The sequence below is a fragment of the Streptomyces sp. NBC_00162 genome (assembly GCF_024611995.1).
Taxonomy (GTDB): Bacteria; Actinomycetota; Actinomycetes; order Streptomycetales; family Streptomycetaceae; genus Streptomyces.
This window is the reverse complement of sequence record NZ_CP102509.1, coordinates 4,764,161-4,778,088: the sequence shown is the minus strand read 5'-3', so window position 1 is coordinate 4,778,088 and position 13,928 is coordinate 4,764,161. Positions and strand designations below refer to the sequence as shown.

At 73.5% G+C, this 13,928-nt stretch carries 14 protein-coding genes; 1 reads left to right on the top strand and 13 read right to left on the bottom strand.

Going from position 1 to position 13,928, the window contains the following annotated elements; all coding sequences use genetic code 11:
* Positions 1-130: 130 nt before the first annotated feature.
* The 6 genes from JIW86_RS22315 to bldG form a co-directional block, all read right to left on the bottom strand.
* Positions 131-328: a hypothetical protein gene (locus JIW86_RS22315; protein WP_215149387.1), complete on the bottom strand. Its 198-nt coding sequence runs from the start codon at positions 326-328 to the stop codon at positions 131-133.
* 113 nt (positions 329-441) lie between these two features.
* Positions 442-1,956, bottom strand: coding sequence for a methyltransferase (locus JIW86_RS22310; protein WP_257555622.1), 1,515 nt, complete (start codon positions 1,954-1,956; stop codon positions 442-444).
* 176 nt (positions 1,957-2,132) lie between these two features.
* Positions 2,133-2,699 carry a small secreted protein gene (locus tag JIW86_RS22305; RefSeq protein ID WP_257555621.1) on the bottom strand — a complete coding sequence of 189 codons (567 nt, stop codon included), beginning with the start codon at positions 2,697-2,699 and terminating at the stop codon, positions 2,133-2,135.
* A gap of 162 nt (positions 2,700-2,861) precedes the next feature.
* A complete protein-coding gene (locus JIW86_RS22300; protein WP_257555620.1) occupies positions 2,862-5,264 on the bottom strand; it encodes a sodium-translocating pyrophosphatase in 2,403 nt (800 codons plus the stop codon).
* Positions 5,265-5,520: 256 nt separating this feature from the next.
* A complete protein-coding gene (locus tag JIW86_RS22295; RefSeq protein WP_215149391.1) occupies positions 5,521-5,961 on the bottom strand; it encodes an ATP-binding protein in 441 nt (146 codons plus the stop codon).
* A gap of 101 nt (positions 5,962-6,062) precedes the next feature.
* Positions 6,063-6,404 carry an anti-sigma factor antagonist BldG gene (bldG, locus tag JIW86_RS22290; RefSeq protein ID WP_069920854.1) on the bottom strand — a complete coding sequence of 114 codons (342 nt, stop codon included), beginning with the start codon at positions 6,402-6,404 and terminating at the stop codon, positions 6,063-6,065.
* Positions 6,405-6,485: 81 nt separating this feature from the next.
* Between bldG and JIW86_RS22285 the strand changes: the two genes are divergently transcribed.
* Positions 6,486-8,972: a DEAD/DEAH box helicase gene (locus JIW86_RS22285; protein ID WP_257555619.1), complete on the top strand. Its 2,487-nt coding sequence runs from the start codon at positions 6,486-6,488 to the stop codon at positions 8,970-8,972.
* On the opposite strand, the gene JIW86_RS22280 is transcribed toward JIW86_RS22285, so the two are convergent.
* Genes JIW86_RS22280 through ssd form a run of 7 tightly spaced genes read right to left on the bottom strand, consistent with a single transcriptional unit; the run spans position 8,908 to position 13,813 of the window.
* Positions 8,908-9,261 carry an Rv3654c family TadE-like protein gene (locus JIW86_RS22280; RefSeq protein WP_257555618.1) on the bottom strand — a complete coding sequence of 118 codons (354 nt, stop codon included), beginning with the start codon at positions 9,259-9,261 and terminating at the stop codon, positions 8,908-8,910. The genes JIW86_RS22285 and JIW86_RS22280 overlap by 65 nt on opposite strands.
* Positions 9,258-9,644 carry a TadE family type IV pilus minor pilin gene (locus JIW86_RS22275; RefSeq protein ID WP_257555617.1) on the bottom strand — a complete coding sequence of 129 codons (387 nt, stop codon included), beginning with the start codon at positions 9,642-9,644 and terminating at the stop codon, positions 9,258-9,260. Before JIW86_RS22275 ends, JIW86_RS22280 begins: the two co-directional genes overlap by 4 nt.
* A complete protein-coding gene (locus JIW86_RS22270) occupies positions 9,631-9,828 on the bottom strand; it encodes a DUF4244 domain-containing protein (RefSeq protein ID WP_257555616.1) in 198 nt (65 codons plus the stop codon). The genes JIW86_RS22275 and JIW86_RS22270 overlap by 14 nt, the downstream gene beginning before the upstream one ends.
* Before the next feature lie 49 nt (positions 9,829-9,877).
* A complete protein-coding gene (locus JIW86_RS22265; protein WP_257555615.1) occupies positions 9,878-10,654 on the bottom strand; it encodes a type II secretion system F family protein in 777 nt (258 codons plus the stop codon).
* A complete protein-coding gene (locus tag JIW86_RS22260) occupies positions 10,654-11,538 on the bottom strand; it encodes a type II secretion system F family protein (protein WP_257555614.1) in 885 nt (294 codons plus the stop codon). The genes JIW86_RS22265 and JIW86_RS22260 overlap by 1 nt, the downstream gene beginning before the upstream one ends.
* Complete coding sequence (locus JIW86_RS22255; protein ID WP_257555613.1) at positions 11,535-12,683, bottom strand: TadA family conjugal transfer-associated ATPase; 1,149 nt, start codon at positions 12,681-12,683, stop codon at positions 11,535-11,537. Before JIW86_RS22255 ends, JIW86_RS22260 begins: the two co-directional genes overlap by 4 nt.
* On the bottom strand, positions 12,680-13,813 hold the full coding sequence (gene ssd / locus JIW86_RS22250; protein ID WP_257559393.1) for a septum site-determining protein Ssd: 1,134 nt from the start codon (positions 13,811-13,813) through the stop codon (positions 12,680-12,682). The genes JIW86_RS22255 and ssd overlap by 4 nt, the downstream gene beginning before the upstream one ends.
* Positions 13,814-13,928 lie beyond the last annotated feature (115 nt).

Genomic DNA, 13,928 nt, shown 5'->3' with positions numbered 1-13,928 from the left:
CTGCCGCCCGGATGCCGCGCCGGGCCCCTTCCGGTCACCGGGCCGAGTGTCCGGGGGGCCGTCTGGCCCCGCCCCCGCACCCGCTCTCACGTCGGCTTTCGCGGCCGGATCAGACCGGCCGGGGCCCGTGTCAGAGCCTGGTGAGACACCACGCCCCGAGGGCCAGCGACACCCCGCCGGCGAGCAGTGCCAGCGGCACGGCCACGACGGGGCGCACGCCCTCGGCCACCGGCGCGCCGCGCAGGGCGCGCGCCCCCGTCCAGGCCAGCAGAGCGGCCCCGAACAGCAGGAACACCGCACCCGCGAAGATCGCCGGGCCGCTTTCCATGCCGCTCTCCCTACCCCTGGGCCGCTCCCGGGATCCCCCCGGATCCCGCTCCGCGAGAGCCTCCCAGCCGTTTGGGTACGGCAGGCGAACCCAGGGTTACATCCCGGGTTCGGCTACTGCCCGGGGCCCGTGACGGGCTCCAGGAAGCCCTGCTCGACCAGCATCCGGATCGCCTCCGGGGTCCGGTCCCGCAGGACGATCGGATCCTCCTGCACCAGGTGCGCGATCGCGTCCAGGATCCGGCCCGCACTCAGTGAGCCGTCACACACTCCGGCGAAGCCCGCTCCGACCGTGTCGACCTTGGTCGCGCGCCGCATTCCGCGGTTCTGCCGCAGCACGACGTGCTCCGGGTCCTCCGCGCCGGGCGCGCCGACCTGCTCCTGCACCACCTCTCCGGCCAGCAGGAAGTAGCCCTCCAGCAGAGCCGCGTCATCGTGTTCGCGCAGGTAGTCCTGCCGGGCGAAGTGGGCCAGGACGGTCTCGCCGAGCGGCTGCTCCACCGAGTGCGGCCACTCCTCCACCACGATCGAGGGCTCGGCCTCGTCCGTCCGGCGCAAGGTGATCCACCCGAAGCCGACGGACTTCGTCTTGCGGGCCTCGAACTCGTCCAGCCAGTCCTCGTACCGCCGCGCGTACTCGGCGGGGTCGGTGCGGTGGTCGCCCGCGTCGCGCAGCCACAGCTCGGCGTACTGCGTCACGTCCTGCACGTCACGCTGCACGATCCACGCGTCGCAGCCGCGCGGCACCCAGGAGCGGACCCGGTCGTGCCAGTCCTCGCCCTCCACGTGCTGCCAGTTGCCCAGGAACTGCGCGTACCCGCCGGGGTTGAGGTGCGCGCCGGCCTCCTGGACCAGGGTCCGGCACAGGTCGTCGCCGCCCATGCCGCCGTCCCGGTACGTGAGGCGGGCGCCGGGCGAGATCACGAACGGCGGGTTGGACACGATCAGGTCGTACGTCGCGTCCCCGACCGGCTCGAAGAGCGACCCGGTGACCAGTTCGGCCTCCGGGGCGCCGGACAGCGCCAGCGTCAGCCGGGTGAATTCCAGTGCCCGGGGGTTGACGTCGGTGGCCGTGACCCGGGTGGCGTGCTGCGCCGCGTGCAGCGCCTGGATGCCCGATCCGGTGCCGAGGTCGAGGGCGGAACCCACCGGGATGCGGACGGTGATCCCGGCCAGGGTGGTGGACGCGCCGCCGACCCCGAGGACCACCCCCTCCTCCCGGCTGCCGATCCCGCCGGCCCCGCCGACGGCGCAGCCGAGGTCGGAGACGATGAACCAGTCCTCGCCGTCCGGACCGCCGTACGGGCGCACGTCGACGGTGGCGTGCACCTCGTCGCCCTCCCGCCGCAGCCAGCCGTCGGCGAGGGCCGCCTCGACGGGCAGCGCGCCCGCGGCGTGCACGTACGGGACGGGCTGCTGGAGCAGGAACAGCCGGACCAGCGTGGCGAGCGGGCCGTCGCCGCCGACGCGGGTGGCGCGCAGGGCGGGGACCGTCTCGCTGCGGGCGAGCGCGGCGTAGGCGGGGGCGCCGAGCAGGTCGAGCAGCCCGTCGGCGGTGAAGCCGGCGGCCAGCAGTGCGGTGCGCAGCTCGGCGGTGTGGTCGGGCGAGGGAAGGCTGGTGGTACTCACCCCACCATTGTGGCCGCTGGGGCGGACAATGCGTGCGCCCGCGCTGGCGTCGGCGCGGGCATCGGCGCGACGTGCCCTGGCCGGACGTGCGACGGGGCGGCCGGGCCCCCTTCCGGGACACGGCCGCCCCGGCCGCCGTCAGCTCACCGCCGTCGTCAGCTCACCGGCTCACCGGGTTACTTGGGCGACGGCGAGGGCGCCGCGACCTGGCAGCCCTTCTGGGTGTTCATCGCCTTGTCCAGGCCGCCCGCGTTGAGCTGGGCGAGTGCGTCCTTGCCGCCCTTCGTGGCCTCCTGAAGGCCGCCCGCGAGCTCCTTGAGGCCCTCGGCGAACTTCGTCTGGTCCTTGACGTCGAGGGCGTCCATCTTGGCCTTCAGGTCGGCGTAGCCCTTGGAGGTCTCCTCGAAGCCCTTGGCGGCCGCGTCCAGGGTGGCCTGGCCGTTCTTGACCGGCGGAACTCCCGCCTGCTGCAGCGCGGCCCCCATGGTCTTGTACGACTCGGACATGGTCGCGAACGCCGCCGAGTCGGTCTTCTGGACCTCCTCGGGCTTGCTGCTCTCCGTCGCCACGCGCTTGATCTCGGCGTTGGCCGACTCGACCTTGTTGAGTTCGGGCTGCCACTGGTCACAGACCTTCTTGGCCCAGGCGTCGGCCTTCTTGTCGCCGTCGTCCCCACCGCAGCCGGACAGCACGAGCATCAGTGCCGCACCGCCCGACAATGCGGCCGCAAACTTCTTGTTCACCGGATTGGTCCCTTCGAAGGCTCTCGGCCCGGAAGATACACGGCCGCCATCCGGGGACGCACAAAGGCGGACAGACGGCGCGTCAGTCCGCGCCGCCTGTCCGCCCTTCGGGCGTACGGCCGGCCCTGCCCGGCCCTGCCCCTGCCGCTGTCGTGCCTCGGGTCAGGAGACCGTCGCGGGGTCGGCCGGCTGGCCCACCCGCTCGGCGGCTCCGCCCTCGGTCTCGTCGCCGACGGCGATGCCGCGGCGCTTGGAGACGTACACCGCGCCGACGATGACGCCGATCGCGAGGACCGCGACGACCGCCCGTACGGTCGGACTGGCGTCCGCGCCGTAGCTGAACTGCACTACGGCCGGGGCGATCAGCAGCGCCACCAGGTTCATGACCTTGAGCAGCGGGTTGATGGCCGGACCGGCGGTGTCCTTGAACGGGTCGCCGACCGTGTCGCCGATGACGACCGCCGCGTGGGCCTCGCTGCCCTTGCCGCCGTGGTGGCCGTCCTCGACGAGCTTCTTCGCGTTGTCCCACGCGCCGCCGGAGTTGGCGAGGAAGACCGCCATGAGCGTGCCCGTGCCGATGGCGCCCGCGAGGAAGGAGCCGAGGGCGCCGACGCCGAGGGAAAAGCCCACGGCGATCGGGGTGAGGACGGCGAGCAGGCCGGGCGTGGCGAGCTCGCGCAGCGCGTCCTTGGTGCAGATGTCCACGACGCGCCCGTACTCGGGCTTCTCGGAGTAGTCCATGATCCCGGGGTGCTCGCGGAACTGGCGGCGCACCTCGTAGACCACGGCGCCCGCGGAGCGGGCGACCGCGTTGATGGCCAGGCCCGAGAACAGGAACACGACCGCCGCGCCCAGGATCAGCCCCACGAGGTTGTTGGGCTGCGCGATGTCCAGGCTGAGGTTCATCTCCCCGGCCTTGGCTCCGACTTCCCTGACCGCGGTGGCGATCGCGTCGTTGTACGAGCCGAACAGCGCGGCCGCGGCGAGCACGGCCGTGGCGATGGCGATGCCCTTGGTGATGGCCTTGGTGGTGTTGCCCACCGCGTCCAGGTCGGTCAGCACCTGCGCCCCGGCGCCCTCGACGTCGCCGGACATCTCGGCGATGCCCTGGGCGTTGTCGGAGACGGGCCCGAAGGTGTCCATGGCGACGATGACGCCGACGGTGGTGAGCAGGCCGGTGCCGGCCAGGGCCACCGCGAAGAGCGCGAGCAGGATCGACGTGCCGCCGAGCAGGAACGCCCCGTAGACGCCGAGGCCGATCAGCAGCGCCGTGTAGACCGCGGATTCCAGGCCGACCGAGATGCCGGCGAGGATGACGGTGGCCGCTCCCGTGAGCGAGGACTTGCCGATGTCCCGGACGGGACGGCGGTTGGTCTCGGTGAAGTAGCCGGTCAGCTGCTGGATCAGGGCCGCGAGGACGATGCCGATCGCCACGGATACGACGGCCAGCACGCGCGGGTCGCCGGAGTGGTTCAGGATCGCGGCGCTCTCGACGCCCTCCAGCTCCTTGTAGGTGGCCGGCAGGTAGGCGTAGACGGCGATCGCGACCAGCACCAGGGAGATCACGGCGGAGATGAAGAAGCCGCGGTTGATGGCGGTCATGCCGCTGCGGTCGCTGCGGCGCGGGGAGACCGCGAAGATGCCGATCATGGCCGTGATCACGCCGATCGCGGGGACGATCAGCGGGAAGGCCAGGCCCAGGTCGCCGAAGGCGGCCTTGCCGAGGATCAGCGCGGCCACCAGGGTGACGGCGTACGACTCGAAGAGGTCGGCGGCCATTCCGGCGCAGTCGCCGACGTTGTCGCCCACGTTGTCGGCGATGGTCGCGGCATTGCGCGGGTCGTCCTCCGGAATGCCCTGCTCGACCTTGCCGACCAGGTCGGCGCCGACGTCGGCGGCCTTGGTGAAGATGCCGCCGCCGACACGCATGAACATCGCGATCAGCGCGGCGCCGAGCCCGAAGCCCTCCAGGACCTTGGGCGCGTCGGCCGCGTAGACCAGCACGACGCAGGAGGCGCCGAGCAGGCCGAGGCCGACGGTGAACATGCCGACCACGCCACCCGTACGGAAGGCGATTCTCATCGCCTTGTGGGAGACCTCGGTCAGGTCCTTGGCGGGCTCGCCCTCGGCGGGGGTGGCCTCGCGTGCGGCGGCGGCCACGCGGACGTTGGCGCGGACCGCGAGCCGCATGCCGATGTAGCCGGTGGCCGCCGAGAAGAGGGCGCCCACGAGGAAGAAGGCGGAACGTCCCGCCCGCTGTGACCAGGTGTCGGCGGGGAGCAGGAAGAGCAGGAAGAACACCACGACGGCGAAGACGCCGAGGGTGCGCAGCTGACGGCCCAGGTAGGCGTTGGCGCCCTCCTGAACCGCCGCGGCGATCTTCTTCATGCTGTCGGTTCCCTCGTCGGCGGCGAGCACCTGGCGGACCAGGATCTGCGCGACGACGAGCGCGGCCAGTGCCACGGCCGCGATGACGATCACGATGAGCCGATTCTCATCGGTGAGTACTGCGGCTGCCAGATCAGAGGTGCGATCCGGCGCGATAGGGGTGAAGAGCCCCGTCATTCGTCCTCCTTGACGTGATGAGCTCAAGATGTGGACGGATTGTAGGGAGCGCACCCTGATCAAAACAGTGCGCAGGAAACGGAATTGGCGTGCTCTCGCTCCTCAGCAATAGATCGCGTCACTCCATTACCCCCGAAAGAAGTAATGGGGCAAAGGCATTGACGCCCGGTCATTGATCTAGAGAAATGGAAAAGGCCCTGCTCAGCAGGGCCTTGATAAAGATCGGAAGATACGAAGGAATCCGCGCGCTGTGGATCTACGGCAGGTCGGAGCCCCCCGCGACGGGCCAGCTCATCCGGATGGTCCCGCCCGATTCCCCACTGGTCACCTCGACGTCGTCGACGAGCCCGCTGATCACGGCGAGGCCCATCTCGTCCTCGCCCTCGATGTCGGGGTCCAGGACGGCCGCGATGCCGGACACGGCATCGGCCGGGCCGCCGCCCGGTCCGGGAACCTCGTCGCCGACCTCGATGGAGAACACCTTCTCCTCCTCGGTCAGGACGACCCGGACGGGCGCGGTCAGCCCGTTGCTGCGGTGCAGTCCGACGGCACGCGAGCAGGCCTCGCCCACGGCGAGGCGGACCTCGTCGAGGACGGCTTCCTCCACTCCGGCCCGGCGCGCCACGGCGGCCGCGACCAAGCGGGCCGTCCGGACGTGTTCGGGCTGGGCGCTGAAGCGCAGTTCAACTGTGGCCATGCGCGTCCCCCTCGGACTACGGGCGTGCCTGGACAGGGGCCCGGGCCATCAGCGGCCCGGTACCCCCGCTCTCCTCTTCGGCTCCCAGTCTTCGGGAGCCGTCAGTCGGTGGCGTTGACGGCGTCTTCCACGGAGGTGTGGATCGGGAACACCTTGGTCAGACCAGTGATGCGGAAGATCTTCAGGATGCGCTCCTGGTTGCACACCAGACGCAGCGAACCCTCGTGCGCGCGGACGCGCTTGAGGCCTCCCACGAGCACACCAAGTCCGGTGGAGTCGAGGAAGTCCACTCGCTCCATGTCGACAACCAGGTGGTAGCTGCCGTCGTTCACCAACTCGACCAACTGCTCGCGCAGCTTGGGCGCGGTATACACATCAATCTCGCCACCGACCTCTACGACCGTACGGTCGCCGACAGTGCGAGTCGACAGGGACAGGTCCACGGATCCTCCAGCACCTTGCTATCGAGCGGCGCCCCCCAGGGGCCTCCCCACCCGAAGGTAGGCGAGGGATTGGCTGCCGCGATGGCATTCAATCACTTACCGGCAGGCGCGCACGACGCCTTGGGACCATTGTCCCGCACGCCAGTGACACACTCGGTTCCAATGGCCAATACTCACCGTCCCGGTCGGCCCACGGCACCCGCGGACCCTCGACCCACCCCCGGCACGGTCCTCGACCGGCTGTCACGGGGGTCTTCCCGGGCTGCGCGCATCACCCATACGGAGCACTTGCCCCCTCGGGAGGGCCGTCATGCAGTCTGGCCCGACCGCATCCGAACGGATGTCGTAGCCGCAATTCAGGCAGCCGGGATCGGCCATCCGTGGGAACACCAGGCCGCGGCGGCCGAGCACGCCCTGGACGGCGAGTCCGTGGTCGTCGCCACCGGCACCGCCTCGGGCAAGTCGCTGGCCTATCTGGCGCCCGTGCTCTCCGCCCTCGCGGACGGCGCCGAGGCCCCGAACGGCAGGGGTGCCACCGCCCTGTACCTGGCCCCCACCAAGGCCCTGGCGGCCGATCAGCGGCGCGCCGTACGGGAACTGGCCGCCCCGCTCGGCAACGCCGTCCGCCCCGCCGTGTACGACGGCGACACGCCGGTAGAAGAACGCGAATGGGTGCGTCAGTACGCCAATTACGTCCTCACCAACCCCGACATGCTGCACCGCGGCATCCTCCCGGCCCACCCGCGCTGGTCCTCCTTCCTGAAGGCCCTGCGCTACGTCGTGATCGACGAGTGCCACACCTACCGCGGGGTCTTCGGCTCGCACGTGGCCCAGGTGCTGCGCCGGCTGCGGCGGCTGTGCGCCCGCTACGGCTCCGATCCGGTGTTCCTGCTGGCCTCGGCCACGGCCAGCGACCCGGCGGCGGCAGCCTCCCGGCTGACCGGAACCCGCGTGATCGAGATCACCGACGACGCCTCGCCGCGCGGCGAGGTGGTCTTCGCCCTCTGGGAGCCGCCGCTCCTCACCGAGCTGCGGGGCGAGAAGGGCGCGCCCGTACGCCGTACGGCCACGGCCGAGACCGCGGACCTGCTGACCGACCTGGTCCTCCAGGGGGTCCGTACGGTCGCCTTCGTGCGCTCCCGGCGCGGCGCCGAGCTGATCTCCGTGATCACCCAGGAACGACTCTCCGAGGTGGACCGCTCACTGGCCCGGCGGGTCGCCGCCTACCGGGGCGGCTATCTGCCCGAGGAGCGCCGGGCTCTGGAGCGGGCCCTGCACTCCGGCGAGCTGCTGGGCCTGGCCGCCACGACCGCCCTGGAGCTGGGCGTGGACGTCTCGGGCCTGGACGCCGTCCTGATCACCGGGTACCCGGGCACCAGGGCCTCCCTGTGGCAGCAGGCGGGCCGGGCCGGGCGCTCGGGCCAGGGCGCCCTGGCCGTGCTGATCGCCCGCGACGACCCGCTGGACACCTACCTCGTCCACCACCCCGAGGCGCTGTTCCGGCAGCCCGTGGAAGCCACCGTGCTGGACCCCGACAACCCGTACGTCCTCGCCCCCCACCTGTGCGCGGCCGCGGCGGAGCTCCCGCTGACCGATACGGACCTGGAGCTCTTCGGCCCGGCGACCAAGGACCTCCTCCCCCAGCTCGAAGCGGCGAAACTGCTCCGCCGGCGGGCCACGGCCTGGCACTGGACCCGCCGGGAGCGGGCCTCGGACCTGACCGACATCCGGGGCGGCGGCGGCCGCCCGGTGCAGATCGTCGAGGCCTCGACCGGGCGGCTGCTGGGCACGGTCGACGAGTCGGCCGCCCACACCGCCGTCCACGACGGGGCCGTCCACCTCCACCAGGGCCGCACGTATCTCGTGAAGCACCTGGACCTCGAGGATTCGGTGGCCCTCGTGGAAGAGGCGAACCCGCCCTTCTCCACCACCGCCCGCGACACCACCTCCATCTCCGTCCTGGAGACCGAGACCGAGGTCCCGTGGGGCCCGGCCCGGCTCTGCTACGGCTCGGTCGAGGTCACCAACCAGGTCGTCTCCTATCTGCGCCGCAAGCTGATCACCGGCGAGGTGCTGGGCGAGACCAAGCTGGACCTGCCGCCCCGCACCCTGCGCACCCGGGCCGTGTGGTGGACCGTCACCGAGGACCAGCTCGACGAGGCCCGGATCAACCCGGAGATCCTCGGCGGCGCCCTGCACGCCGCCGAGCACGCCTCCATCGGCCTGCTCCCGCTGTTCGCCACCTGCGACCGCTGGGACATCGGCGGCGTCTCCGTGCCGCTGCATCCCGACACCCTCCTCCCCACGGTCTTCGTCTACGACGGCCACCCCGGCGGCGCCGGATTCGCGGAGCGGGCCTTCCACACCGCCCGCGCCTGGCTGACGGCGACCCGCGACGCCATCGCGGCCTGCGAATGCGAGGCCGGCTGCCCTTCCTGCATCCAGTCGCCCAAGTGCGGCAACGGCAACGACCCGCTCCACAAGCGCGGCGCCATCCGCCTCCTCACCCGTCTCCTGGCGCAATCCCCTCCCGAGGCGGACCCGCACGGGCCCGGATCGCCGGGGTGAAGGTCCCGGCCGCCGGGCGGGCCGTGACCTCCGCGACCTCGCCCCGGAGGCTGCAGGCGGCCAGGGTCGCGTCCTGCGCCCGGGCCACCCGCAGCGCCGCGGCACAGGCCGTCTCCGGCCCGTGGGCCCAGTACGCCGCCGCCGCGAGGGCCGCCAGGTCCGCGGCGACCGCCGCCCGATGCCGGGCCACCACCGCCTGACCGAGCAGCAGCACACCGCCGAACACCGCCCCCAGCACCGTCGCCACCAGCACCGCCCACACGGTCGCCGAACCCCGGTCCCGGCTCACGGCGGCGGCCCCACGCTGTCCTCCGCCAGGGCCACCGCCTGCGCCCCGAGCCGTACCGGCAGTCCGCGCGGGCCCGGAGCCGGGGCCGCCACCCGCACCCGCCAGAGATCTCCCTCCCGCTCCAGCTCCACTCGAGCCCCCGACGGCGCGGCCGCCCGGGCCGCCGCCACCGCCACCTCCACGGGCTCCGACCGGGCCGCCGCCCGGGCGCCGGCCCGGGCCGCGTCCACACACCGGATCTGCGCGGCCGCCGCCATCAGCGCCCACACCAGCAGCGCGGCGAAGAGGACCAGAGCCGGGATCACCAGGGCCGCCTCCGCCGTCACATATCCCCGGTCTCTCCTTTTCCGCCCTGCTCCGGAGTCGCCCTCAGAACGGCACATCGAGTGCCTTCCCGATGGTCGACTGAAGGGCCGTGGAGACCACTTCACTCGTCACCACCTTGTACAGAACAGCGGCGAACGCACAGGCCGCGATCGTGCCCATGGCGTATTCCGAAGTGGACATCCCCGCATCGCCTCCGCGACCGCGCAGTGCCGTCCGCACACGAAACCAGATGATCCTCATGGCAACCTCCTGTTGATTTCCGTTGTTGATGCAAGTGGTTAATGTGACGTCAGGTGTTCGAGAGAAGGCCGGAGGCCATTCCGATCACCACCGGTGCGACCCCGATCGCCAGAAATGCGGGGAGGAAACACAGCCCCACCGGGGCCGTGATGAGCACCGCCGCCCGCTGCGCCCTGGCGCCCGCCTGCCGGCCCCGGTCCTCCCGGAGGGCCGACGCGAGCCGGGAGACCGGTTCCGATGCGGGAGCCCCCGTCCGGGCTGCCCGCTCCAGGCATTCCGCGAGGGCACGGGCGCCCGGTATCTCCGCTAACCTCCCCCACCCGGCTCCCGGTTCACCGCCGAGCCGCAGCTCCGCCCCGGCCCGCGCCAGCCGCTCGCCCACCGGGCCGCCCAGCGACTCCCCCACGACCTCGGCGGCCTCCACCGGACCGGCCCCGGCCGCCAGACACGCGGCCAACAGATCGGCGGCGAACGGCAGCTGGCGCTCCACCTCCCGTGGATCCACCCCCGCCGACGGGCGCGCCCTGGTCTGCCAGCGCCGCGCTCCGAGCGCCGCCAGACCACCGACGGCCACACCGGCCACACCGCCGACGAGCACCCAGCCCGCCAGCAGCGCCGCGGCCGGTGCGGCCCACCCGGCCGCCGCGCCGCGCAACCGGGCACGCCACACCGGCTCCCGCGGGCCCGGCCGCACCCCGAGCAGGAGCCCGATCCTGCGCCGGGCCCGCCGCTCGCGCAGCCGCGCCGCAAGCGCGGACACCGCAGTCAGCGCCGCCACCGCCAGACACAGCACGATCCCCAGCCTGTGGACCGCGAAGCCGCCCATCACCGCTCCCCCATCCGTACGATCCGCCGGCACCACAGCAGCCCCAGCGCCTCCAGCAGTGCGCCCGCGACCAGGCAGCCCCACCCGATCGGGGTGTGCAGCAGCACGCGCAGCGGATCCGCACCCAGCCCGGTGCCGATCAGCAGGCCAACAAGGGGCAGCAGGGCGAGCACCACCGCCGTGGACCGCGCCCCCGCCAGCTGGGCCCGCAGCGACTCCTGCCGGTCCCGCTCGGCCCGCAGAGCGCCTTCCAGCCGGTCCAGCCCGGCGGCCAGGCCCGCACCGCCGTCCACCGAGACCCGCCAGCAGGCAGCCATCCCCGCCAGTCCTTCCGCGCCGGGCTCGCGGGCCGCCTGGCGCATCGCCCCCGGCACGTCCCCGCCGAACGCCGCGGCGGCCAGCACCCCTGCCTCCGCCGCCCCGGGACCACCGGAGCCGGGCTCCGTCCGCCGTATCGCGGCCGTCAGGGCCTGCCCGGGCTGGGCTCCCGCCCGCAGCTCCCCCACCACCGCACCGCACAGCGCCACGACCTCGGCGGCCCTCGCCGCCCGGTCCCGCTCCCGCGCCCGTGTCCGCAGCCACCGGCGCACCAGCGGCACCGCGACGGCCCCGGCCAGCACGGGGATCACCGACCCGCCGAGCACCGCGACCAGCAGCCCGGCCCCGAGGCCGGCCCACTCCCGCCACCGCGCCGACCGGACCCGTACGGCGACCAGCAGCCGCTCCAGGGGGGCCGGCCCGCGAGGCACCACCGGACCACCCCCGGCCAGCACCACCCGGGCCCGCCGCGACACCCGGTCTCCGCCGGTCAGCCCCCAGGCGGCCGCCCCGGCACACAGCACCCCGGCGAACACCGGCACGGGCAGCGCCGCCCCGGGGCTCACCGGACACCTCGCAGCAACGGACGCAGCCGCTCCCAGCCCCGCTCCCGTACGAAGCCCCGCGCGGCCCAGCGCAGCGCCGGTACGGTGACCACCAGCCCGGCGGCATCCCGCTCCAGCACGTGCACCTCGGCCACCCGGCGCCGCCCTTCCCGGTCCCTTACGAGGTGGACCACCAGGGTCAGCGCTGCCGCCAACTGGCTGTGCAGGGCGGCCCGGTCGAGCCCGGCGGCCGTCCCCAGAGCCTCGAGTCGGGCCGGCACGTGGGCGGCGGCATTGGCATGGACCGTGCCGCAGCCTCCCTCGTGTCCCGTGTTCAAAGCCGCCAGGAGATCCGCGACCTCGGGTCCACGGACCTCGCCGACCACCAGCCGGTCGGGGCGCATCCGCAGCGCCTGCCGCACCAGATCGGCCAGCGTGACCAGGCCCGCGCCCTCCTGGTTGGCGGGCCGGGTCTCCAGCCGCACCACGTGCGGATGGTCGGGGCGCAGCTCGGCCGAATCCTCGGCCAGCACGATCCGCTCACCTGGGCCGACCAGGCCCAACAGGGCACTGAGCAGGGTGGTCTTGCCCGTTCCGGTCCCGCCCGAGACGAGGAAGGACAGCCGGGCCTCGACCATTTCCCGGAGCAGCCGGTGTCCGCCGGGCGGCAGTGTGCCCGCCGCGACGAGCTTCTCCAGCGTGAAGGCCCGCGGCCGCACCACGCGCAGCGAAAGGCAGGCAGACCCGACCGACACCGGTGGGAGCACCGCGTGCAGCCGGGTGCCGTCCGGCATCCGGGCGTCCACCCAGGGCCGGGCGTCGTCCAGCCGGCGTCCCGCCACGGCGGCCAGCCGCTGGGCGAGCCTGCGCACGGCCTCGGGGCCCTCGAAGGTCACCCCGGTCAGCTCCAGCCCGCCGCCCCGGTCCACCCACACCCGGTCGGGGGCCGCCACCAGCACGTCGGTGACCTCCGGATCGGCGAGCAGTGGCTCCAGCGGGCCCGCGCCGACCAGCTCGGACCATAACTCGGCGGCGACACCGAGCACTTCCGCGTCACCCAGCAGTCGGCCCTGCGCCCGCAGGGCCGCCGCCACCCGCGCCGGGGTCGGCTCCGCCCCGGTCTCGGCGAGCCGCCGGCGCACCGCGTCCAGCAGCACGGCGCTCATGCCGGCACCCCCTGGGCGGAGCCGAGCGCGCGCTGCCAGAAGCCGTCGCAGAAGCGGGCCAGCGCTCCCCGCCCCTGCGCCCCCGGTGGTTCCCCCTCGGCCACCCGGCCCGGGAGCCCCACCTCGAGCGGCACCTCCCCGGCCAGCGGCGCTCCCAGGAGCGCGGCCACGGCCTCCGGTTCGAGGCCGCCCGGGCAGCGCCCCCGTACGACGACGCGGACGTCCCGGGCCACCATCCGTACTCCGGCCGCGACCCGGCCCGCGGCGGCCACCGCCCGCAGTTCGCCCGGCACCACCATCAGCACCAGGTCGAGCTGGGCCAGCACCTCTGCCACGGTTTCGTCCACCCTCCGCGGGAGGTCGACCACCACGACCCCGCCCCGGCGGCGCGCTGCGGCCACCACCGACCGCATCGCGGCGGGCGGCACCACCACCCGGTCCCCGCGGTCCCAGCTGAGCACGCGCAGGGCATGCAGTTCGGGCAGGGACTCCTCCAGGGCTCCCGCGCCGACCCGTCCTCGCGAGCCCGCGAAGTCGGGCCAGCGCAGGCCCTCGGCGGCCTCGCCCCCGAGCAGGACGTCCATGCCGCCGCCCAGCGGGTCCCCGTCGATGAGGATGGTCCGCTCGCCGGTGCGCGCGGCCCGTAGGGCGAGTGCGCAGGCGAGGGTGGAGGCCCCGGCCCCGCCGCTGCCGCCGATCACTCCGACGGCGAGTGCGGGCCGCCCGGCTCCCTCCACCACGTCGGCGATGCGGTCGACCAGGCGGCTCTCGGCGTCGGGGAGCCTCAGCACCTCCTCGGCGCCGATCTCCACCGCCCGCTGCCACACACCGGGGTCGTCCAGGTCCCGGCCGACGAGGAACACGCCGTCCCTGCGCGGCGCCCCGCGCACCCGCCGGGCCGCGTCGTCCCCGACCAGCACCAGCGGCGCGGACTCCCAGCCGACGCTCCCGCCGGGGCCGCCCACATCGCTCGGCTCCGGCACCTCGTGGTGCACGTGCGGCTCGGCGCCCGCGGCGGCGCACAGCCGCAGCAGGTCGTCGAGCAGCAGGGGATCCTCGGTGATGATCAGTGGACGTCCGCCACCGCCCCCGACCGGCGCCGCGGACGTGGTCCCCGCCCCGGTCGCCACGGACTCCGGTGTTTCACACGACTTCGATCGAGCCACGATCTCCGCCCCCTTCTCCCTGCAAAATCCAGCACCGCGGACTTCGCGGCTGGAATCACCGTGCAGCGATCAGCAAAAG